This window comes from Streptomyces sp. NPDC002181 (assembly GCF_042890485.1).
Lineage (GTDB): Bacteria > Actinomycetota > Actinomycetes > Streptomycetales > Streptomycetaceae > Streptomyces.
Genome location: NZ_JBIASC010000001.1, coordinates 1,021,429 through 1,042,675 on the forward strand (window position 1 = coordinate 1,021,429; position 21,247 = coordinate 1,042,675).

General features: G+C 72.4%; 22 protein-coding genes. 4 read left to right on the top strand and 18 right to left on the bottom strand.

The genetic code is table 11. The features are described 5' to 3' along the window. The first annotated feature begins 137 nt into the window (after positions 1-137). Positions 138-1,316: a methyltransferase domain-containing protein gene (locus ACFYXV_RS04660; RefSeq protein ID WP_385468035.1), complete on the top strand. Its 1,179-nt coding sequence runs from the start codon at positions 138-140 to the stop codon at positions 1,314-1,316. Here ACFYXV_RS04660 and ACFYXV_RS04665 read toward each other — a convergent pair. From ACFYXV_RS04665 to tsaB, 5 genes are all read right to left on the bottom strand, one after another. Beyond that, positions 1,303-1,932 (bottom strand): hypothetical protein, encoded by a 630-nt coding sequence (locus ACFYXV_RS04665; RefSeq protein ID WP_383340535.1) that lies wholly within the window; start codon positions 1,930-1,932, stop codon positions 1,303-1,305. The genes ACFYXV_RS04660 and ACFYXV_RS04665 overlap by 14 nt on opposite strands. Positions 1,933-1,996: 64 nt before the next feature. Beyond that, complete coding sequence (locus ACFYXV_RS04670; RefSeq protein WP_385468032.1) at positions 1,997-2,269, bottom strand: hypothetical protein; 273 nt, start codon at positions 2,267-2,269, stop codon at positions 1,997-1,999. Next, entirely contained in the window at positions 2,269-3,411 is a 1,143-nt protein-coding gene (gene tsaD / locus ACFYXV_RS04675; protein WP_389382006.1) for a tRNA (adenosine(37)-N6)-threonylcarbamoyltransferase complex transferase subunit TsaD, read from the bottom strand. The genes ACFYXV_RS04670 and tsaD overlap by 1 nt, the downstream gene beginning before the upstream one ends. Next, positions 3,404-3,886 (bottom strand): ribosomal protein S18-alanine N-acetyltransferase, encoded by a 483-nt coding sequence (rimI, locus tag ACFYXV_RS04680; protein ID WP_385468089.1) that lies wholly within the window; start codon positions 3,884-3,886, stop codon positions 3,404-3,406. Before rimI ends, tsaD begins: the two co-directional genes overlap by 8 nt. A gap of 35 nt (positions 3,887-3,921) precedes the next feature. Beyond that, positions 3,922-4,584 carry a tRNA (adenosine(37)-N6)-threonylcarbamoyltransferase complex dimerization subunit type 1 TsaB gene (gene tsaB, locus ACFYXV_RS04685; protein WP_383340526.1) on the bottom strand — a complete coding sequence of 221 codons (663 nt, stop codon included), beginning with the start codon at positions 4,582-4,584 and terminating at the stop codon, positions 3,922-3,924. A gap of 165 nt (positions 4,585-4,749) precedes the next feature. Between tsaB and ACFYXV_RS04690 the strand changes: the two genes are divergently transcribed. Then, positions 4,750-5,310 carry a hypothetical protein gene (locus tag ACFYXV_RS04690; RefSeq protein WP_385468025.1) on the top strand — a complete coding sequence of 187 codons (561 nt, stop codon included), beginning with the start codon at positions 4,750-4,752 and terminating at the stop codon, positions 5,308-5,310. A gap of 46 nt (positions 5,311-5,356) precedes the next feature. On the opposite strand, the gene ACFYXV_RS04695 is transcribed toward ACFYXV_RS04690, so the two are convergent. From ACFYXV_RS04695 to ACFYXV_RS04730, 8 genes are all read right to left on the bottom strand, one after another. Further along, positions 5,357-5,533: a hypothetical protein gene (locus tag ACFYXV_RS04695; RefSeq protein ID WP_385468022.1), complete on the bottom strand. Its 177-nt coding sequence runs from the start codon at positions 5,531-5,533 to the stop codon at positions 5,357-5,359. Between the two features lie 142 nt (positions 5,534-5,675). Continuing rightward, positions 5,676-6,236: a tRNA (adenosine(37)-N6)-threonylcarbamoyltransferase complex ATPase subunit type 1 TsaE gene (tsaE, locus tag ACFYXV_RS04700; protein WP_385468019.1), complete on the bottom strand. Its 561-nt coding sequence runs from the start codon at positions 6,234-6,236 to the stop codon at positions 5,676-5,678. Beyond that, a complete protein-coding gene (locus ACFYXV_RS04705) occupies positions 6,172-7,380 on the bottom strand; it encodes an alpha/beta fold hydrolase (protein ID WP_385468016.1) in 1,209 nt (402 codons plus the stop codon). The genes tsaE and ACFYXV_RS04705 overlap by 65 nt, the downstream gene beginning before the upstream one ends. Positions 7,381-7,398: 18 nt before the next feature. Then, entirely contained in the window at positions 7,399-8,535 is a 1,137-nt protein-coding gene (gene alr / locus ACFYXV_RS04710) for an alanine racemase (RefSeq protein ID WP_389382007.1), read from the bottom strand. 89 nt (positions 8,536-8,624) lie between these two features. Continuing rightward, entirely contained in the window at positions 8,625-10,058 is a 1,434-nt protein-coding gene (locus tag ACFYXV_RS04715) for an NAD(P)H-hydrate dehydratase (protein WP_385468010.1), read from the bottom strand. A gap of 26 nt (positions 10,059-10,084) precedes the next feature. Then, on the bottom strand, positions 10,085-10,456 hold the full coding sequence (locus ACFYXV_RS04720; protein ID WP_048476529.1) for a holo-ACP synthase: 372 nt from the start codon (positions 10,454-10,456) through the stop codon (positions 10,085-10,087). Between the two features lie 71 nt (positions 10,457-10,527). Continuing rightward, positions 10,528-12,375 (bottom strand): glutamine--fructose-6-phosphate transaminase (isomerizing), encoded by a 1,848-nt coding sequence (gene glmS / locus ACFYXV_RS04725; protein ID WP_385468007.1) that lies wholly within the window; start codon positions 12,373-12,375, stop codon positions 10,528-10,530. Between the two features lie 119 nt (positions 12,376-12,494). After that, positions 12,495-13,265: a hypothetical protein gene (locus tag ACFYXV_RS04730; RefSeq protein ID WP_389382008.1), complete on the bottom strand. Its 771-nt coding sequence runs from the start codon at positions 13,263-13,265 to the stop codon at positions 12,495-12,497. Positions 13,266-13,487: 222 nt separating this feature from the next. On the opposite strand from ACFYXV_RS04730, the gene coaA reads away from it, so the two are divergent. Both coaA and ACFYXV_RS04740 read left to right on the top strand, forming a co-directional pair. Then, positions 13,488-14,480 carry a type I pantothenate kinase gene (gene coaA, locus ACFYXV_RS04735; RefSeq protein ID WP_385468001.1) on the top strand — a complete coding sequence of 331 codons (993 nt, stop codon included), beginning with the start codon at positions 13,488-13,490 and terminating at the stop codon, positions 14,478-14,480. Positions 14,481-14,504: 24 nt separating this feature from the next. Continuing rightward, on the top strand, positions 14,505-15,455 hold the full coding sequence (locus ACFYXV_RS04740) for a DUF389 domain-containing protein (RefSeq protein ID WP_385467998.1): 951 nt from the start codon (positions 14,505-14,507) through the stop codon (positions 15,453-15,455). Positions 15,456-15,524: 69 nt separating this feature from the next. Here ACFYXV_RS04740 and glmM read toward each other — a convergent pair whose 3' ends face one another. The 5 genes from glmM to ACFYXV_RS04765 form a co-directional block, all read right to left on the bottom strand. Then, positions 15,525-16,883: a phosphoglucosamine mutase gene (gene glmM / locus ACFYXV_RS04745; RefSeq protein WP_383503074.1), complete on the bottom strand. Its 1,359-nt coding sequence runs from the start codon at positions 16,881-16,883 to the stop codon at positions 15,525-15,527. Positions 16,884-17,017: 134 nt separating this feature from the next. Further along, entirely contained in the window at positions 17,018-17,533 is a 516-nt protein-coding gene (gene rpsI, locus ACFYXV_RS04750; RefSeq protein WP_030154718.1) for a 30S ribosomal protein S9, read from the bottom strand. Positions 17,534-17,575: 42 nt separating this feature from the next. Beyond that, a complete protein-coding gene (gene rplM / locus ACFYXV_RS04755) occupies positions 17,576-18,019 on the bottom strand; it encodes a 50S ribosomal protein L13 (RefSeq protein ID WP_030154717.1) in 444 nt (147 codons plus the stop codon). Between the two features lie 232 nt (positions 18,020-18,251). Then, complete coding sequence (locus ACFYXV_RS04760; RefSeq protein WP_385835698.1) at positions 18,252-19,535, bottom strand: glycosyltransferase family 87 protein; 1,284 nt, start codon at positions 19,533-19,535, stop codon at positions 18,252-18,254. Positions 19,536-19,575: 40 nt separating this feature from the next. Continuing rightward, positions 19,576-21,195, bottom strand: a complete 1,620-nt coding sequence (locus ACFYXV_RS04765) for an ABC-F family ATP-binding cassette domain-containing protein (protein ID WP_385467990.1) — start codon at positions 21,193-21,195, stop codon at positions 19,576-19,578. Positions 21,196-21,247 lie beyond the last annotated feature (52 nt).

Sequence of the window (21,247 nt, forward strand, 5' to 3'; positions counted from 1 at the left end):
TTGTCCGACTAGCTGCATAGCAGCGCATCCTGGCATCCGACACGCGCGCTTCCCGGACGACACCTCGCGCCGGGCCGCCACGTTCCTCCGACCGGCCCACACGCACCCCCGCCCGCCGGGGAGCCGACAATGGAGGCGTGACCCCCGAAGACTTCGCCGCGCTCCTCGCCCCCGAGGGCCGCGCCCTCCTCGACTCCCTCCGCGACCACGACCCGGCGCAGGAGCTCGCCGTCGCCACCCGGCTGCGCCGCGAGCACCCGGCCGCGCTGGTCTCCGCAGCGCTCGGGCAGGCCCGGCTGCGGCAGCGCGCGGTGGCGAAGTTCGGTGCCGAGGACGCGTTCCGGATGTACTTCACGCCCGGCGGCGGCGAGATGGCCACCCGCGCCCCGGTGGCCTCGTACCGCGCCGAACGGCTCGCGGAGCTCGGCGTGCGCAGCGTCGCCGACCTGTGCTGCGGCATCGGCGGCGACGCCCTCGCCCTGGCCCGGGCCGGCATCCGCGTCCTGGCCGTCGACCGCGACCCGCTGACCGTCGCCGTCGCCCGCGCCAACGCCGAGGCCCTGGGGCTGGCCGAGCTCATCGAGGTCGTCGAGGCGGACGTGACGGAGGTGGACACCTCCGGGTACGACGCCGTCTTCCTCGACCCGGCCCGGCGCGGGGGCCGGGGCCGGATCTTCGACCCCGAGAGCTACTCGCCGCCGCTGTCGTGGGCCGTCGAGGCCGCCCGTACGGCCAAGTACGCGGCCGTCAAGGTCGCCCCCGGGATCCCGCACGAGGCCGTGCCGCCGGAGGCCGAGGCCGAGTGGATCTCGGACCAGGGGGACGTGAAGGAGGCCGTGCTGTGGTTCGGGACCGCGCCCGGCACCGTACGCGCCACCCTGCTGCCCGGCCCGCGCAGCCTGCACACCACCGATCCGCTGCCCGATCCCGGGGCCGGGGCGGTCGGCCGCTACCTCTACGAACCCGACGGCGCCGTGATCCGCGCCCACCTCGTGGCCGAGGTCGCCGAGCAGCTGGGCGGCCGGCTCATCGACCCGACCATCGCGTACGTCACCGCCGACGCGCTGCACGCGACCCCGTACGCCACCGCGTACGAGATCACCGACGTGCTGCCCTTCGGCCTCAAGAAGCTGAAGGCCCTGCTGCGCGAGCGCGGTGTCGGCATCCTGACCGTGAAGAAGCGCGGGTCGGCCATCGAGCCCGAGGAGCTGCGCAAGAAGGTCAAGCCGCAGGGGCCGCACTCCGCGACCGTCTTCCTGACCCGGGTCGCGGGCGCCCCGTCGATGCTGATCGGCGCTCCCGTCAGCGCGCCGTAGCACCGCCGCGGAAGGCGCGCACCGCCCACCGGTAGTGCGCGCCCGCCTTGCCGAGGCCCAGCAGGCCGGTGATCCACAGGATCATGCCGAGGCCCATGTAGTACGTGACCTCCCCGTACGTGGTGACGCCCGGGCGGGCCGACGCCGCCGACCCGAAGGTCACGTACAGCCCCAGCGCGCCCATCGCGAAGGAGGCCAGCAGCCAGGTCAGGCTCAGCCCGGGGGCGCGGACCCGCGCGTCGGCGGCCGGGTCCCGGTCCGACTCGGCCCAGGCGCACAGCAGCTGGTGGACCAGCCGGTCGCGCCGGGCGCCCCGGGCGAACCAGAACGCCGCCGGGATCAGCACGCCCGCGCCGAGCAGGCCGAAGATCAGGCCGAAGAGGTACGAGAGCGGGTCCCCCGGCGTCTCGAAGGAGATCAGGGCCATCGCGACGAAGGACCAGCCGAGCGCGAAGACGGCGGCGACGGCCCAGAGCAGCAGCAGCCGCCCCAGGCCCAGGCTGCGCCGGCCCAGGTCCTTGAGGAAGCGGGCGCGGTCGGCGCGTACGGCGTTCTCGTCCAGCCAGTCGCGCAAGTGGGCCGGAGGCGGGGGAGGCGGCAGGTCACGACGAGGCATGCTCATGACGATAACGGCAGCGGGCCGAGTCCCGCTCACGAGTCGCTGGAGACCGCCCCGTATGTCAGGTTCCGCTGGTCTCCACGGACTCGAACCGCCAGCGGTGCACCGGACGGGTGATCAAGTCCGCTGCGGGCTCCGGGAGTTCGGGCAGCTGCGCCGAGACTCCCTCGGCCGCCTCCCACCAGGTGACGACCAACACCCGCTCCTGCGGGGCCCGCAGCAGCTCACGGCGCACGGGCTCGCGCTCCAGCACCTGCGAACGGGCCCACTCCAGCAGCTCGTTGCCCCGGCCGGCGGCGGCCCGGGCCTCCCACATCAGCGCGACGGTGCTCATCAGTAGAGGTTGTCCTTGCTCAACTCGTGCACGTGGTCGTGGTCGTGACCGTGCGAGTGCGAGTGGGTGTGGGCGTGGGTGTGGGCGTGGGCATCGGCGGTACCCGGCACGTGCGGGTCCGTCACCGGCAGCGAGGAGTCCGCCGAGAGGTCCCAGTCCGAGGCCGGCCGGTTCCGCTTGACCATCTCCGCGCCCAGCGCCGCCACCATCGCGCCGTTGTCCGTGCACAGCTTCGGCCGCGGCACCCGCAGGATGATCCCCGCGTCGTCGCAGCGCTCCTGCGCCAGCGAGCGCAGCCGGGAATTGGCCGCCACACCGCCGCCGATCATCAGGTGATCCACGCCCTCGTCCTTGCAGGCGCGGATCGCCTTGCGGGTCAGCACGTCCACCACGGCCTCCTGGAAGGACGCCGCCACGTCGCGCACCGGCACCTCCTCGCCCGCGTTCCGCTTCGCCTCGATCCAGCGGGCGACGGCCGTCTTGAGCCCGGAGAAGGAGAAGTCGTACGCCGCGTCGCGCGGCCCCGTCAGCCCGCGCGGGAAGTTGATGGCCTTCGGGTCTCCCTCCCGGGCGAGCCGGTCGATGACCGGGCCGCCGGGGAAGCCCAGCTGCAGCACGCGCGCGATCTTGTCGAAGGCCTCGCCCGCCGCGTCGTCGATGGTCGCGCCCAGCGGCCGTACGTCCGAGGTGATGTCCGGGGCCAGCAGCAGCGAGGAGTGCCCGCCGGACACCAGCAGGGCCATGGTCGGCTCCGGCAGCGGCCCGTGCTCCAGCTGGTCCACGCAGATGTGCGAGGCCAGGTGGTTCACGCCGTACAGCGGCTTGCCGAGCGCGTACGCGTACGCCTTCGCGGCGGAGACGCCCACCAGCAGGGCCCCCGCCAGGCCGGGGCCCGCCGTGACGGCGATGCCGTCGAGGTCGCGGGCGCTGACCCCGGCCTCCTTCAGGGCGCGCTCGATGGTGGGGACCATCGCCTCCAGGTGGGCCCGTGAGGCCACCTCGGGCACGACGCCGCCGAAGCGGGCGTGCTCGTCCACGCTGGAGGCGATCGCGTCGGCCAGCAGGGTCGTGCCGCGGACCACGCCGACGCCGGTCTCGTCGCAGGAGGTCTCGATGCCGAGGACGAGCGGTTCGTCAGCCATTGCTCTCAGTGCTTTCAGTCGTCGCTTGTGCGGGGTCGGTCAGGCGCATCACGAGGGCGTCCACGTTGCCGGGCTGGTAGTAGCCCCGCCGGAAGCCGATCGGCTCGAAGCCGAAGCGCTCGTAGAGCTTCTGGGCCCGGGTGTTGTCCACCCGTACCTCCAGGAGCACCTCGGCGCACTCGAACGCGGTGGCGGCGCGCAGCAGGTCGGTGAGGAGGCGGGCTCCGAGCCCGGTCCCCCACTGGTCGCGCGCGGCCGCGATGGTCTGTACGTCGGCGAGGTCACCGGCGGCGGCCAGCCCGGCGTAGCCGACGAGACGGCCGGATCCGGGGTCCTGGGCCACCACGTAGCGGCGGGTGGCGTGCGGGCCGCGGGCGTGGGCGAGCTCGGACCAGAACATGCCCGCGGACCAGGCGTCCTCGGGGAACAGCTCGTGCTCCAGCTCCAGCACCGGCTCGATGTCCCACCAGCGCATCTCGCGCAGGACCGCTGTCGCTGCCGTCGGTGCCGTCACTGCGGGGTGACCACCTTGTAGTTCTTGGGCACCTGCGCGTCCGGCCGGCGCAGGTAGAGCGGCGTCGGCGGAAGGAACTCCTCCCCGGCCGCCAGCCGTTCCACGGCCAGGGAGGCGAGCGCGGCGGCGCTCTGGTGCTCGGGGGCCCGTGCGTCGGTGAAGACCTCCGGGTACAGCAGCGCGCCCTGGCCCACCGCGGGCACCCCGGCGACCCGCTCGGCGATGTCGGCCGGGCGGTCCACGGCGGGTTCGCCGACGCGGGTGCGCGGGTCCTCGTACCGGGCCCAGTAGACCTCCTTGCGCCGCGCGTCGGTGGCGACGGTGAAGGGGCCCTCGATCCCGGCGGCGCCCGCGGCGTACGCGAGCCCGTCGAGGGTGCACAGGCCGTGCACGGGGATGCCGAGCACGGTGGCGAAGGTGGAGGCCGTGACCAGGCCGACGCGCAGCCCGGTGTAGGGGCCGGGGCCGACGCCGACGACGATGCCGGTGAGGGCGTCGAGCTTCAGCCCGGCCTCCGCGAGGACCTTGTCGACGGAGGGCAGCAGGAGCTCCCCGTGGCGGCGGGCGTCGACCTGGTTCGACTCGGCGAGGACGGACTCGCCGTCGTGCAGGGCGACGGTGACGGCGGGCGTGGCGGTATCTACAGCGAGCAAGAGCACGCGAACAGCCTACGACTCCGGGGGCCCGGGCCCTCGCGGCCGGTCGCGGGGCACCCCTGCTGCTACCTTCGACCCAGGTATCGGCCGAGGTACGGGCCGGGGCGCGCGCAAGCCCCCCGGCAGGCGCATCCCGGCACAGGGGAAGCACGGGAGAGGTGGAGCAAGGTGGCACGCAGCAGCTCGGGAATCGTGGCCGGGCTCACCGTGGTGGCGATCGCCGCCGTCGGCTTCCTCGGTTACCAGGCCTCCGCGACCGCGCCGGCGCACCCCCCGAAGGCTTCGGCGCAGCAGCCCGCGGCCCCCTCCCCCGCGCCCTCCGCGCACGCGGCCGACCCGGCGAAGCCGGTGGCCGTGCCGGACGGGTCGGGCACGGGCTCGCGCGTCGTGTACTCGGTGGGCCAGAAGCGGGTGTGGCTGGTCGGCGAGAACGGCCAGGAACCGAAGTCGTTCCCGGTCAAGCCCAGTACGGCGCACCCGAAGCCGGGCACGTACCTGGTGAACTCGCGCTCGGGCGCGGTCACCGGCTCGGACGGGGTGCCGATCGAGCACGTCGTGCGGTTCGCCACGGCGGACGGGGTCGTGGTCGGGTTCAGCTCCCGGGTGGACGGCGAGATGCCGGAGCCCGACCAGGGCAAGAAGACCGGCGGCATCCGGATGACGCGGGCCGACGGCGACGCCATGTGGGCCTTCGCGACGATCAACTCGAAGGTCGTCGTCCTCCCCTGAACGGCCCGCCGCGGATTCACCCGCACGGGCTAATACGCAAAGGCCCTCAGGCCGCCTCGGACTCCGGGGCGGCCTGTTCGCGTACGTCCACCGCGTCGGGCCCGGGCGCGGGCTCGCGCACGGGTGGCGTCGAGACGGCGGTGGCGGCCGCGCCCGCGGCGAGCAGCGCCCCCATGGACACGACGGACGGGCGCGGGTCGCGCTGCACTCCTGCTGCGGACATGGCTCCTCCTGGCCTGGGCCGGCCCGTACTTAGGCAAACCTAACCAGCCCTCTGTACCATGTGACCACGCCGGACTCGATCGGCGCAATATCTTGCCGACGAGTTGTCGGTACGTTTTCCGGGACGCCGCCCCGAGAACCGGCTACAGCGCGGCCAGCGCGCCCGGCGCGGACCAGCGCGCCCCGATCCCGCGCACCGAGACCTCCCGTACGTCGTCCATGACCTCCTCGTGGCCGACCGCCCGCGCGATCACCACGTGCAGCCGGTCATCGGAGAGCTCCTCGACCTTGCCGTCGCCCCACTCCACGACGACCACGGACTCGGGCAGCGAGACGTCGAGGTCCAGGTCCTCCATCTCGTCCAGCCCTCCGCCGAGGCGGTACGCGTCCACGTGGACCAGCGCCGGCCCGCCGCTCAGCGAGGGGTGGACCCGGGCGATCACGAAGGTCGGCGAGGTCACGGCTCCCCGTACGCCCAGCCCCTCGCCCAGGCCCCGGGTCAGCGTGGTCTTGCCCGCGCCGAGCTCCCCGGTCAGCAGGACGAGGTCGCCCGGGCGGAGCAGGCCGGCGAGGGTGCGGCCCAGCTGCTGCATGGCCTCGGGCGAGTCGACGGTGATGCGCGCCTCGGCGGCGGCCGCCTCAGCTCCCTGCTGCGGAGTCTGACTGAGCGGTGCTCGCGGCGCTTCCAGCGGTACTTCTTCCATGCCCGCCAACGTTAGTCGCTGCGGGCACGGCGCCGGTGCGCGCCAGCAGGTCGGTGAGCAGACCGGTCACCGTGTCGGGGTACTCCAGCATCATCAGGTGGCCGGCGGACTCCAGGACCACGAGCTCGGCGGCCGGCAGCGCGTCCTTGATGGCCTGGCTGTGCGCGGCGGGGGTGACCATGTCGCGATCGCCCGCGATGACGGTCACGGGGATGTCGGCGAACCGCTGGAGGGCGGCGCTCTTGTCGTGGATCTGGAAGGCCGGGTAGAACTCGGCGACCACGTCGATCGGGGTGGCCTCGATGAGCCGCTCGGCGAAGCGCGCGACACCCGGGTCCACCTCGCGGGGGGCGCCGAACGAGTACATCTTGATCATGCCGGCGAAGAGGTCGGCGGTGGCCCTGCGGCCCTTCTCGACCAGCTCCACCTGCGAGCCGAGCGCCTTGAGCACCGGCGGCAGGATCCGGCGCACGGCGCCCATGCCGACCGCGGGAAGTCCGTACGTCACCTGGTCGAGGTGGCCGCTGGAGGTGCCGACCAGGGCGACGCCGATCACCCGGTCGCGGATCAGCTCGGGGAACTGCTCCGCCAGCGCCATGATCGTCATGCCGCCCATCGAGTGGCCCACCAGGACCAGCGGCCCCTCGGGCGCGGCGGCCTCGATGACGGTCCGCAGGTCGCGGCCGAGCTGGTCGATGGTCACGCGCTCGCCGTCGGCCTGGGCGAACCCGCGCGCGCTGCGGCCGTGGCTGCGCTGGTCCCAGTACACGGAGCGGACCAGTCCGCGCAGGGCGGAGCGCTGGAAGTGCCAGGAGTCCTGGGCGAGGCAGTAGCCGTGGCAGAACACGACGGTCGGCGCGGCCGCGTCCTTGCGGCGCAGCCGGGTCCGCTTCTTGGGGCCCTCGGGCGGCTCGTCGACCTCGTAGTAGAGCTCGGTCCCGTCCTCGGCGTAGCAGGCGGCCGGGGTCCCGCGCAGGGAGCCGTAGTTGCCGGTGGCGTCGAGCGCGAGGCGCGCCTTGCGCCGCATGCCGCGCCCGACCGTGATCCGCTCGACCGCGACGCCGGCGGCCGCGCCCGCGGCTATCACGCCGATCGCGGCGCCGGCCCACCCCGCCTTGCGCCAGTTCTCGCTCACCGCGTCCACGCCGTCCTCACTCAGCCCTCAGCCGCCCAGGTAGACCCGGGGAACGCGCACCCCGATACGGGTGACGATCTCATAGGCGATCGTGTGCGCCGCTTGAGCCCAGTCCTCGGCCGTGGGCTCGCCGTGCTCGCCCGGGCCGAAGAGGACCGCCTCGTCCCCGGCGCGTACCAGGTCGGCGCCCAGGTCGACGACGAACTGGTCCATGGCCACGCGGCCGGCCACGCGGCGGATCTTGCCGCCGACCGAGACGGGGCCGGTCCCGGAGGCGTGCCGGGGGATGCCGTCCGCGTACCCGGCGGGGATGAGGGCGAGGTTCGTCTCGGCCTCGGTGACGTAGTGGTGCCCGTAGCTCACCCCGTGGCCGGCGGGCACGGTCTTGACCAGTGCGACGGAGGCCTTCAGGGTCATGGCGGGCCGCAGGCCCAGCTCCCGGGCGGTACCGAGCTCGGGGGCCGGGGAGACCCCGTAGACGGCGAGGCCGCAGCGCACGAGGTCGAAGTGGCTCTCGGGCAGGGTCAGGGTCGCGGGCGAGTTGGCGATGTGCCGGACCTCGGGCTCCACGCCCTCCTTCTCGGCGTACGCCAGCATGTCGCGGAAGGCCGCCAGCTGGAGCGGGATGGAGGGGTGACCGGGTTCGTCGGCGCAGGCGAAGTGGGACCAGACACCGGTGATCTTGACGGTGCCCTCGGCCTGGGCGGCGACGGCCGCACCGACGAGCTCGGTCCAGTCGGCGGGCTGGCAGCCGCCCCGGCCGAGGCCGGTGTCGGCCTTGAGCTGGACCCTGGCGGTGCGGCCGGCGGCGAGCGCGGCCTTGCGCACCTCATCGAGGGCCCAGACGCCGCTGACGGAGATGTCCAGGTCGGCCTCGACGGCCGCCTGCCAGGGCCCGCCGGGGGTCCACAGCCAGCACAGGATCGGCCCGGCGATCCCGGCGGCGCGCAGGGCGAGCGCCTCCTCGGGGGTGGCGGTTCCGAGCCAGGTGGCACCGGCGTCCTGGGCCGCCCGGGCGCACCGGACCGCTCCGTGGCCATAGGCGTCCGCCTTGACGACGGCCATCAGCTCGGCCCGGGGTGCCCGCGCGCGCAGGGCGCGTACGTTCGCCCGTACGGCGTCAAGATCGATCTCGGCGTACACGCGCGTCGGTGTCTCGTTCATCGCCCCCAGTCTCTCAGAGCGAGGCCGTGGCCTGTGCGACCGCCGTTCATACGGCGACATATTGGATGATATTCACCCCTGATGACGTATCAAAGGCGGTGGCCCGCGTGGCCGGTGCCGTGGTGGGCCTCCTCGCGGACGTCCCGCCAGGCCTCCGGGAGGAACTCCGCGATCTGCTGGGCCAGGAGCGGTGCTCCGGCGGCCGCCCGCCGCCCCGCGAGGCCGTGCACGTACGCCGCCACCGACGCGGCGTCCGGCGCCGCCAGGCCCGAGGCGAGCAGGGATCCGGCCAGACCGGACAGCACGTCGCCGCTGCCCGCGGTCGCCAGCCACGCGGTTCCCGTCGGGTTGACCCGCACCGGGCCGCCTCCGGGGCGCGCCACCAGCGTCGTCGACCCCTTCAGCAGGGCCGTCGCCCCGTACCGGGCCGCCAGGCTCCGTACGGACGACAGCCGGGCCGCCTCCACCGCCTCCCGGGAGGTACCGAGCAGCGCCGCGGCCTCCCCCGCGTGCGGGGTCAGCAGGGTCTCGGCCGGGCGGGCCCGCAGCACCTCCGGGTCCAGCCCGCGCAGCCCGTCCGCGTCCACCAGCACCGGCACCGGGTCCGCCAGCGCCTCGGCCACCTCAGCCGCCCGGCCCTCGCCGAGCCCCGGACCGACCACCCACGCCTGCACCCGGCCCCGCCCGATCAGCGTCTCCGGGTACCGCGCCAGCACGGCGTCCGCCGCCGGGCCGACGTAGCGCACGGCGCCCGCCCCGCCGCGCAGCGCCCCCGCGACGGCGAGCACCGCCGCGCCCGGGTACTGCGCGGATCCGGCGAGGACGCCCACCACGCCCCGCCGGTACTTGTCGCTCGACGCCGCCGGAGCCGGCAGCAACCGCGCGACGTCGGCGTGCTGGAGGGCCTCGGCGTCCGGGTCCGGCAGCGACAGCCCGATGTCCACCAGGCGCAGCGCGCCGGTGCGCGAGGCCCCCGGGTCGATGAGCAGTCCCGGCTTGTACGCCCCGAAGGTCACGGTGACATCGGCGCGGACGGCCGCCCCGGCCACCTCGCCGGTGTCCGCGTCGACCCCGCTCGGCAGGTCCACCGCCACGACGGGGGCGCCGGCCGGGATCCGCTCCACCAGCGCCGCGGCCGCCGGCCGGAGCCCGCCGCGGCCGCCGATGCCGACGAGCCCGTCCAGTACGAGGTCGGCCCGGCCGGGCACGGCCCGCGCGAGGCGGCCCCCGGCGGCCAGCAGCGCCCGCAGCCCGCCCGCGTGCACCCGCTCCGGATCCGCCGGCACGGCCGTCACCCCGGCGCCGCGCCGGGCGAGGCGGGCGCCCGCGTACAGGGCGTCGCCGCCGTTGTCCCCGGGCCCGACGAGCAGCACGACGCGCGCCCCGTACACCCGGCCCAGCAGTCCGGCGCAGACGGCGGCCAGCCCGGCCGCCGCCCGCTGCATCAGGGCACCTTCGGGCAGCCGGGCCATCAGCTCGCGCTCGGCGGCCCGTACGGTCTCCACGCTGTAAGCAGTACGCATGGGACCAGCCTGCCCGAAAAGGGGGCTCAGCCCTCGGCGATCACCACCGCCGAGGCGATGCCCGCGTCGTGGCTCAGGGAGATGTGCCAGGACTTCACGCCCAGCGCCACCGCCCTGGCCTCGACCGTCCCCGAGACCCGCACCCGCGGCTGCCCGGTCTCCTCGACATACACCTCGGCGTCCGTCCACAGCATCCCGCCGGGCGCGCCGAGCGCCTTGGCGAGGGCCTCCTTGGCCGCGAACCGGGCGGCGAGCGAGGCGGTCCCGCGCCGCTCGCCGCTCGGCAGCGTCAACTCGGAGTCGACGAAGAGCCGCTGCGCCAGTTGCGGTGTCCGCCGGAGCGACTCACCGAACCGCTCGATCTCGGCCACGTCGATTCCCACTCCGATAATCACCAGGCCAACTCGCTTCGCTCACTCCACGGTTACGACTGAGCCCCATTGTCCGCGACCGGCTCCGTCCGCTCCGCTCACTCCACCGTCACGGACTTCGCGAGGTTGCGCGGCTGGTCCACCTCGTTCCCGCGGGCCGTGGCCAGCTCGCACGCGAAGACTTGCAGCGGCACCGTCGCCACCAGGGGCTGGAGCAGCGTGGGCGTCGCCGGGATCCGGATCAGGTGGTCGGCGTAGGGGACGACCGCGTGGTCCCCCTCCTCCGCGATCACGATGGTCCGCGCCCCGCGCGCCCGGATCTCCTGGATGTTCGACACGATCTTGTCGTGCAGCACGGAGCGTCCGCGCGGCGACGGCACGACCACCACCACCGGCAGGTCCTGCTCGATCAGCGCGATCGGGCCGTGCTTGAGCTCGCCCGCCGCGAAGCCCTCGGCGTGCATGTACGCCAGCTCCTTGAGCTTGAGCGCGCCCTCCAGCGCCACCGGGTAGCCGACGTGCCGGCCGAGGAAGAGCACGGTGTCCTTGTCCGCGAGCGAGCGCGCCAGCTCCCGGACCGGCTCCATCGTCTCCAGTACGGTGTCCACGGCCCCGGCGATGTCGGACAGCTCGCGGATCACCGACTCGATCTCGTCGCCCCACTTGGTACCCCGCACCTGCCCGAGGTACAGCGCGACCAGGTAGCAGGCCACCAGCTGCGTCAGGAACGCCTTGGTCGAGGCGACGGCCACCTCCGGACCGGCGTGCGTGTACAGCACGGCGTCCGATTCGCGCGGGATCGTCGACCCGTTCGTATTGCAGATGGCCAGCACCCTGGCCCCCTGTTCGCGCGCGTGCCGCAGCGCCATCAGGGTGTCCATGGTCTCGCCGCTCTGCGAGATCGCGACCACGAGCGTCCGCTGGTCCAGGATCGGGTCGCGGTAGCGGAACTCGCTGGCCAGCTCCGTCTCGCACGGGATGCGGGTCCAGTGCTCGATGGCCAGCTTCGCGATCATGCCCGCGTGGTACGCCGTACCGCACGCCACGATCACGACCTTGTCCACCTCCCTGAGCACCGAGACGGGGATGCGCACCTCGTCCAGGCTCAGCGAACCGCTCGCGTCGATCCTGCCCAGGAGGGTGTCGGCGACGGCCTTCGGCTGCTCGGCGATCTCCTTGAGCATGAAGTAGTCGTATCCCCCCTTCTCGGCCGCGGAGGCGTCCCAGTCCACGTGGTAGGCCCGCACCGACGCGGGCGCACCCGCGAAGTCGGTCACCGTGACCCCGTCGCGGCGGAGCTCGACGACCTGGTCCTGCCCCAGCTCGATCGCGGACCGGGTGTGGGCGATGAACGCGGCCACGTCCGAGGCGAGGAAGTTCTCCCCCTCCCCCACGCCCACCACGAGGGGGGAGTTCCGGCGGGCCCCGACCACCACGTCCGGCGCGTCGGCGTGCACCGCGACCAGCGTGAACGCGCCCTCCAGCCGCCGGCACACCTGCCGCATGGCCTCCGCGAGGTCCCCGCCGGCCTCGAACCGCTCGGCCAGCAGGTGGGCCACGACCTCGGTGTCCGTCTCGGACTCCAGCCGGTGCCCGCGCTCGGCGAGTTCGGCGCGCAGGGCGGCGAAGTTCTCGATGATGCCGTTGTGGACGACGGCCACCTTGCCCGCGTTGTCGAGGTGCGGATGGGCGTTGACGTCGGTGGGCCCGCCATGGGTGGCCCAGCGGGTGTGCCCGAGTCCCGTGGATCCGGCCGGCAGTGGATGCCCGACCAGCTCCTTCTCCAGATTGACCAGTTTTCCGGCCTTCTTGGCGGCGACGAGCCCCCCGTCGGCCAGCACGGCGACGCCCGCCGAGTCGTAGCCGCGGTACTCCAGCCGCTTGAGTCCGGCGATGACCACATCGAGCGCCGACTGCGCTCCCACGTAACCCACAATTCCGCACATACGGCGCAGCGTACGCCGTGGTCGGCCGCCTGCCCCGTACCTGAACAAGACGAAAAACCCGCCCCGGCGAATGCGCCGGAGCGGGATTGACGTTGTTCGAGGCCCGTACGGACGGGTCGTCAGCCGAGCTTCTTGACCTGGGTGTCGATCACGGTCTTGGGCTGCTTCGCCACCACGCCCAAGGCGGAGAAAGAGGACAGCGTGTTGCCCTTGCGTACGACCACGAAGTGAGTGGTGGTCTTGTCGCCGTCGTCCAGGTCCATGGTCAGGGTGAAGGCCGCAGCCTCGTCCCCGGCAGTGACGGCGGAACCCGGCTTGACGTCGAGGAACTTCGTATTCTCACCGCCATTGGTGACCGTGTAGCCGCCGGAGCAGGCCGTGGCGGCCGTCTTGACAGCGGCGAACGCCTCCTCGGCGCCCTTGCCGTCGTAGGAGCCGAGATTGACCAGCGTCTGGGTGGAGCCGATCGCCTCCAGTCCCGCCTTCAGCTTTTCCTCGGGCGAGGCGTCGGCAGCGGGCTCCTTCAGCTTGTCCTTGGCCACCGTGAGGCCCACACCGGTCGGGGCGCCCACTTTCTGGCCGAACTGGGCCTGCATCAGCACCTTGCACTCGGCCTTGTCGACCGTGGCTCCGGCCCCTTCGTCGACGGCCTGCGCGGCTTCGTCAGCGGAGACGATCTGGTCAGGCAGGTCCGCCTGGGTGACGAGGAGCGCCTTGACCTCGGCATCCGTCTTGCCCTTGACCGCGGGCGCGGCCGGAGCGGAGGACGAGCCCGCCTTCGGCTCGTCCTTCTTGTCGGTCGACTTGTCCGAGCCGCATGCGGTGGCCAGCAGCGCCAGCGAGAACGCGGACGCAGCCACGACGGAACGGCGGACGATGGTGTTGCGCACGGAAAATCCCCCCATGGAAAACGATTACGCACAGCAAACTACCGGTCGCCACCGACACAAGATCCGGCATTTCCGGCACGGGACCCATCGTGACCGAGGTGATATCCCCCCGAGACAGCGCCGCCCGCCACGTGACCGACCCCACCACCCACAACCGCCCCCGAGCCACGACAATGGGGTGTGATCACTTCGCCGCCACGAAGCACGCCGCCGGAGAGCGCGATGGAGCGCCCCGACCGCCCCGAGCGACCCCACCGCCGGGCCGAGGTCTCCCCGTACGTCGACCTCACCCGCGACGAGTGGAGCGCGCTGCGCGAGCGGACCCCGCTCCCCCTCACGGCCGAGGAGGTCGAGCGGCTGCGCGGCCTGGGCGACGTCATCGACCTCGACGAGGTCCGGGACGTCTACCTCCCGCTCTCCCGCCTCCTCAACCTCTACGTCGGCGCCACGAGCAACCTCCGCGGCACCCTCAACACCTTCCTCGGCGACGCCGGCAACGGCCACGGCGCCCAGCAGGGCACCCCCTTCGTCATAGGGGTCGCCGGCTCCGTAGCCGTCGGCAAGTCCACCGTGGCCCGTCTGCTCCAGGCCCTGCTCGCCCGCTGGCCGGAGCACCCCCGCGTCGAGCTGGTCACCACCGACGGCTTCCTCTATCCCATGAAGGAGCTCCGGCGGCGCGGGCTGACCGCCCGCAAGGGCTTCCCGGAGTCGTACGACCGCCGCGCGCTCACCCGCTTCGTCGCGGACATCAAAGCGGGCAAGGACGAGGTCAGCGCCCCGGTCTACTCGCACCTGATCTACGACATCGTCCCCGGCGAGCAGCTCGTCGTGCGCCGCCCCGACATCCTGATCGTCGAGGGGCTCAACGTCCTCCAGCCCGCCCTGCCCGGCACGGACGGCCGTACGCGCGTCGCGCTCGCCGACTACTTCGACTTCAGCGTGTACGTGGACGCCCGGCCCGAGGACATCGAGCGCTGGTACCTCAACCGGTTCCGCAAGCTGCGCGAGACCGCGTTCCAGAACCCGTTCTCCTACTTCCGCAAGTACACCCAGGTCTCCGAGGAGGAGGCCTTGGAGTACGCGCAGACCATGTGGCGCACGATCAACAAGCCGAACCTCCTGGAGAACGTGGCCCCGACCCGCGGCCGCGCCACGCTCGTCGTCCGCAAGGGCCCGGACCACAAGGTCCAGAAGCTCAGCCTCCGCAAGCTCTGACCCTTTCGCCACTAGGGTGCGGCCATGCTGCACCTGCGGTTGATCACGCCGGGCGACCGGACCGACGCCGTGGTCTCGGCCATCGAGTCGATGGTCGGCACCACCCATCTGGTCGTACTGCCGGGCGCCGCCCGCGAGCCCCGCGGCGACCTGGTGCTGTGCGACGTCGCCCGGGAGGCGGGGGACGAGCTGCTGCGCGAGCTGCGGGAGCTGGGCATCGAGCGGGACGGCTCGATCGCCGTCGAGAACATCGACCTCGTCCTGTCGCAGCGGGCCCAGGCGGCCGCGGAGGAGGCCCCGGGCGAGGCGGCCGACGCGGTGCTGTGGGAGCAGCTGACCGAGGTCACCCACGAGGAGTCCACGCTCAGCATCACGTACGCCGCGTTCATGATCCTCGCGACCATGATCGCGGCCTGCGGCGTGGTGCTGGACAACGCCGTCCTGATCGTGGGCGCGATGGCGGTCGGCCCCGAGTTCGGTCCGCTCGCGGGCGTCTGCACCGCGGTAGTGCAGCGCGAGCCGCGGCACGCCCTGCGCTCCCTGGGCGCACTGCTGATCGGCTTCGCCTCGGCGATCATCGCCACCACCGTGTTCAGCCTGGGGATGGACGCGATCGGGCAGTTCCACGCGGAGATGCTGGATCGGCCCCGCCCGAACACCGGCTTCATCTGGCAGCCGGACCCGCTGTCCTTCGTGGTGTCGGTGCTCGCCGGCATGGCGGGCGTACTGTCCCTGACCTCCGCCAAGTCGGGGGCGCTGGTCGGCGTGGCCATCTCCGTGACCACCGTCCCGGCCGGTGCGAACGCCGCCGTGGCCCTCAGCTACGGGTACCTCGCCCAGATGTGGGGATCGGTCGAGCAGCTGCTGATCAACCTGGGCGGGATCATGCTGGCCGGCGTCCTGACCCTGTACGGGCAGAAGGCGCTGTGGCGGACCCAGCGCGGCCGCTGGTCCCGCCGCCCCACGACCACCTGAACGGCCCCGGAACGCCGTCGGCCCCGCCCCCGGAGCAATGGGGGGCGGGGCCGATCGGGTGGGACAGGACTATCCGAGCGCCGACTTCACGGCGTCCGCCAGCCGGCCGGCGACCGCGCGGGCCTGCTCGATGTCGGCGGCCTCGACCATCACCCGCACCAGCGGCTCGGTGCCCGACGGACGGAGCAGCACCCGCCCGGTGGTGCCCAGCTCCCGCTCGGCGTCGGCGACGGCAGCGGCCAGTTCGCCGGAGGTCGTCACCCGGGACTTGTCCACGTCGGGAACGTTGATCAGCACCTGCGGCAGCCGCCGCATGACGCCCGCGAGCTCGGCGAGCGAGCGGCCCGTGGCCGCGACGCGCGCCGCCAGCATCAGGCCGGTCAGCGTGCCGTCGCCGGTCGTGGCGTGGTCGAGGATGATCACGTGGCCCGACTGCTCGCCGCCGAGCGCGTAGCCGTGCTCCTTCATCGACTCCAGCACGTACCGGTCGCCGACGCCGGTCTGCACGACCTCGATGCCCTCGCCCTCCATGGCCAGCTTGAAGCCGAGGTTGGACATCACGGTGCCGACGACGGTGTTGCCGCGCAGCTGGCCGGCCTCGCGCATGGCCAGGGCCAGCACCGCGAGGATCTGGTCGCCGTCGATCTCGGCGCCGGCGGCGTCGACCGCGAGGCAGCGGTCCGCGTCGCCGTCGTGCGCGATGCCGAAGTCGGCGCCGTGCTCGACCACGGCCTGCTTGAGGAGTTCCAGGTGGGTGGAGCCGCAGCCGTCGTTGATGTTGAGGCCGTCGGGCTCGGCGCCGATGGTGATCACCTCGGCACCCGCCCGGGTGAAGGCCTCGGGCGAGACGCGGGCGGCCGCGCCGTGCGCCTCGTCCAGGACGATCTTGAGGCCCTCGATGCGGTTCGGGAGGACGCCGATGAGGTGGGCGACGTACTTGTCGAAGCCCTCGTCGTAGTCGGAGACGCGGCCGACGCCGGAGCCGGTGGGCCGGTCCCACGGGGCGCCGGTGCGGTGCTCCTCGTAGACGGACTCGATGCGGTCCTCCAGCTCGTCGGCGAGCTTGTGGCCGCCGCGGGCGAAGAACTTGATGCCGTTGTCGGGCATCGCGTTGTGGCTGGCGGAGAGCATCACGCCGAGGTCGGCACCCAGCGCACCGGTGAGATACGCCACCGCCGGGGTGGGCAGCACACCGACGCGCAGGACGTCCACGCCCGCGCTCGCGAGGCCCGCGACGACCGCCGCCTCCAGGAATTCGCCGGACGCGCGCGGGTCGCGGCCGACGACCGCGGTCGCGCGGTGGCCCGCGAAGGTGCCCGCCTCGGCGAGTACGTGGGCAGCTGCCACGGAGAGACCGAGCGCGAGCTCAGCCGTCAGATCCGCGTTGGCGACGCCGCGTACACCGTCCGTCCCGAAGAGTTGTCCCACTGTTGTCCTCCCGAGTTCACGCTTCGTTTGTGACCGCTTGTGACATGTATTTGCCGCTTGTGGCGGTAAACGAACCGCCCCGGCAGCACGGAGAGTGCTGCCGGGGCGGTTTGTTGCTGAACAGCAGGCGCAGATTAACGCTTGCTGTACTGCGGAGCCTTACGGGCCTTCTTAAGACCGGCCTTCTTGCGCTCGACCGCACGGTCGTCGCGGGAAAGGAAGCCGGCCTTCTTCAGCGCCGGGCGGTTGTTGTCGACGTCGGCCTCGTTCAGGGCACGGGCCACGCCGAGGCGCAGGGCGCCGGCCTGGCCGGAGACGCCGCCACCCGCGATGCGGGCGATGATGTCGTAGCGACCGTCGAGCTCAAGGAGCTTGAACGGCTCGTTGACTTCCTGCTGGTGCACCTTGTTGGGGAAGTAGTCCTCAAGGGTGCGACCGTTGATCTTCCACTTGCCGGTGCCCGGAACGATCCGGACGCGGGCGATGGCGTTCTTGCGACGGCCCAGGCCGGCGGCCGGCTGCGGGTCGCCGAAGCGGCCGGCAAGGGACTCGGAGGTGTAGTCGCCCTCGACGACGACCTCAGACTCGGTGGTGTACTCCTCGACGCCCTCGAACTCTTCGACGGGGGTCTCGGCGGTGGTCTCGGCCACGATGCTCCTCAGAATTTTCTACGTCTTAGGGGGTGGCCGGAACTACTGCGCGACCTGGGTGATCTCGAACGGCACCGGCTGCTGGGCAGCGTGCGGGTGCTGGTCGCCCGAGTAGACCTTCAGCTTCGAGAGCATCTGACGGCCCAGGGTGTTCTTGGGGAGCATGCCCTTGACGGCCTTCTCGACGGCCTTCTCCGGGTTGTTCGCCAGGAGGTCGTCGTAGCGCACGGAGCGGAGACCGCCCGGGAAGCCGGAGTGGCGGTACGCCATCTTCTGGGACGCCTTGTTGCCGGACAGGTGAACCTTGTCGGCGTTGATGATGACGACGAAGTCGCCCATGTCCATGTGAGGCGCATAGGTCGGCTTGTGCTTGCCGCGCAGGAGGGCGGCGGCCTGGGTCGCCAGACGGCCGAGGACAACGTCCTGGGCGTCGATGACGAGCCACTGGCGCGAGATGTCGCCGGGCTTGGGGCTGAACGTACGCACGCGTATGCCTTCGCTTCTTCAGTGGTGGTATCCCAAGGGCGCAAGCCCCCGCGGGAAGGTCCTGACAGGGTCACCACGGACGATCACGACAGCCCTCGTTCACATCAGGGACGCAACCCGTGTGAACCGCTGGTCATCGGTCCGGTGGACCGGCGCAAGGCCCTTTCACGTGAGAATGAGAAAGCCAATACGCATAACAAACCAGCAGGATACCCAAGCAGACCCATACGGGTCAAAACGCGGTCCGCGATGCCGATTCTGCTGGCGTCGCGGCGCACTCCGGTTCGGTCCTGGATGGGGACCCCGCAGTTGTTACTTGCCCAAGAGTAACCCGACCGGAGCGCAGCGCACGACGCACCAGCAGGATCGCCAGCCCGCACAAGGTGGCGCAGTCCTTGAAGGCGCGCCTCTTGTGGGCCAGCTCGGAGGGCCACGGGAGGAGCGCCACCTGGGGCGTCAGGGCCAGCCAGAACCAGGGCGAGCGCGGCATCGACCCCGGCCGCACCGCCGAGGCCAGCAGCAGCGGGAGCACCACCAGCAGGTAGTGGTCGAAGGACGGCCGCGAGACCAGGAATGCGGTGAGCATCACCATGCAGGCCGTCTCCACGAGCCGCAGCTCTCCCCCGTCCGTCTCCTGCGCCGTGCGCCGCCACCGCGTCCAGGCGGCCCACAGACCCGCCCCGGCCCCCGCGAAGGCCACCAGCACCGCCACCGGCTCCGGCACCCCCAGCCGCGGCAGCACCGCTATGGGAGAGGCGTCCCACGGCAGCGCGTACGCGTCCTGCCCCTGGAGCAGGAACGGCAGGGTCTTGGTGAAGAACAGCGTCGGACTGGGCATCATCAGCGCCCCGAGCACCGACATCCCGAGCGGCACCAGCACGGCGGCGGCCAGCCCCCGCCACTGCCGGGCCAGTACGAAGACCAGCCCGATCGGCACCAGCATGGGCTTGCAGGCGATGGCCAGCCCCACCACCAGCCCGGCGGCCGCCCAGGACCGCCGGTGCGCGAGCAGCAGCGCCACCGGCAGCGCGGCGGCCGAGATCGCCGTCCAGTTGCCGATCAGCACGAGGTTCACGTACGGCTTGTAGGCCAGGGCCAGCGCCGGGAACCCGACGACCGCGAAGCGCGAGCGCAGCGGTACCGAGAACATCCGCAGCGCGGCCAGCCACCCGATGCCCAGCAGCCCGGACATCGCCACCGGCAGGATCCAGCGCAGCACCGCCGTCGGCAGCAGCGCCTCGGGGACGGCCATCAGGACCGCGCTGGGCAGGTAGAGGAAGCGCTTGTCCTCGTACGGCGACCCGCCGGCCAGCAGCGTTCGCGCCGCCTTGACCACGAAGGCGTTGTCGGAGCCCCAGTTCTCCCGCAGGCTCGTGGAGACGCAGACCCCCAGGACCACCGCGAGCGAGAGCAGCCGCCAGGGCCGGGACGCGGGCCGCAGCAGCCAGTCGAGCAACCGGTCGCCGAAGCCCTGCTTCTCCCGCCTCATGAGCCAGATGCCAGGCCACAGGCCCACGACGCCTCCCCCTCACTCCGACCGAGGGGGCGGTCTCCCCCTAGCGCTTGCGCTCGACCCTACGTTCGTCCCAAACGGGTTCCTGAGTCTCTCGCACAACACCGTCGGAACCGAAGACCAGGAAACGGTCAAATGTCCGCGCGAACCACCGGTCGTGCGTGACGCAGAGCACAGTGCCCTCGTACGACTCCAGGCCGTCCTGGAGGGCCTCCGCGGATTCCAGGTCCAGGTTGTCCGTCGGCTCGTCCAGCAGCAGCGCCGTGGTGCCCGCCAGCTCCAGCAGCAGGATCTGGAAACGCGCCTGCTGGCCGCCCGACAGCCGCTCGAACGGCTGCTCCCCCTGGCGCTCCAGCTCGTACCGGCGCAGGACGGCCATGGCGGGGCCGAGCGGCTTCGCGGCCTCCGTCCACAGGATGTCGACGAGCGTGCGGCCGAACAGCTCGGGGTGGGCGTGCGTCTGCGCGAAGTGACCGGCGACCACCCGGGCACCCAGCTTGAAATCACCCGTGTGCCTGACGTCCTCGCCGGCCAGCAGCCGCAGGAAGTGCGACTTCCCGGAGCCGTTCGAGCCGAGCACCGCGACGCGCTCCCCGTAGAAGACCTCCAGCGAGAACGGCTTCATCAGGCCGGTGAGTTCGAGGTTCTCCACGGTCAGCGCGCGCACGCCGGTCCGGCCGCCCTTCAGGCGCATCTTGATGTCCTGCTCGCGCGGCGGTTCCGGCGGCGGGCCGGCCTCCTCGAACTTCTGGAAGCGCGTCTGCATCGCCCGGTAGCGCGAGGCCATGTCGGGGCTGCTCGCCGCCTGGTTGCGCAGCCGCAGGACCAGCGCCTTCAGCCGGGCGTGCTCCTCGTCCCAGCGCCGCTTGAGCTCCTCGAAGCGCGCGAAGCGCTCCTTGCGGGCGTCGTGGTAGGTGTCGAAGCCCGAGCCGTGCACCCACACGTCCGTGCCCGTGGGGCTCGGCTCCAGGCTGATGATCTTCTCGGCGGCCCGGGACAGCAGCTCCCGGTCGTGGGAGACGAAGAGCACGGTCTTTCGGGTCGCCTTGAGCTGCTCCTCCAGCCACCGCTTGCCGGGAACGTCCAGGTAGTTGTCCGGCTCGTCGAGCAGCAGCACCTCGTCCGGCCCGCGCAGCAGCGCCTCCAGCACGAGCCGCTTCTGCTCACCGCCCGACAGCGTGCGCACCTCGCGGAACTGCGCCTGGTCGTACGGGACCGCCAGCGCGGCCATGGTGCAGACGTCCCACAGGGTCTCCGCCTCGTAGCCCTGGACGTCGGCCCAGTCGCTCAGCGCCTGCGCGTACGCCATCTGCGCGGACTCGTCGTCCACCGTCATGATCAGGTGCTCGGCGTGGTCCACGGCCTTCGCGGCCTCGCGGAGCCGGGGCTGGGCCACCGAGACCAGCAGGTCCCGTACGGTCGTCTCGTCCCGTACGGAGCCCACGAACTGCGACATCACTCCGAGGCCGCCGCTGACGGTGGTCCCGCCGCCGTGCGGCTGGAGGTCGCCGGAGATCAGCTTCAGCAGGGTGGACTTGCCGGCGCCGTTCGCCCCGACGAGGGCGACGACCGACCCCTCCCCCACGCGGAAGGAGACGTCGGGGAGCAGGACCCGCCCGTCGGGAAGGTAGTACTCCAGGTGGCTGGCTTCGAGATGTCCCATGCCGGGCATTGTCCAGGCCCGGCGCCGATCCGCCCAAACGGGTTCCCCGCCC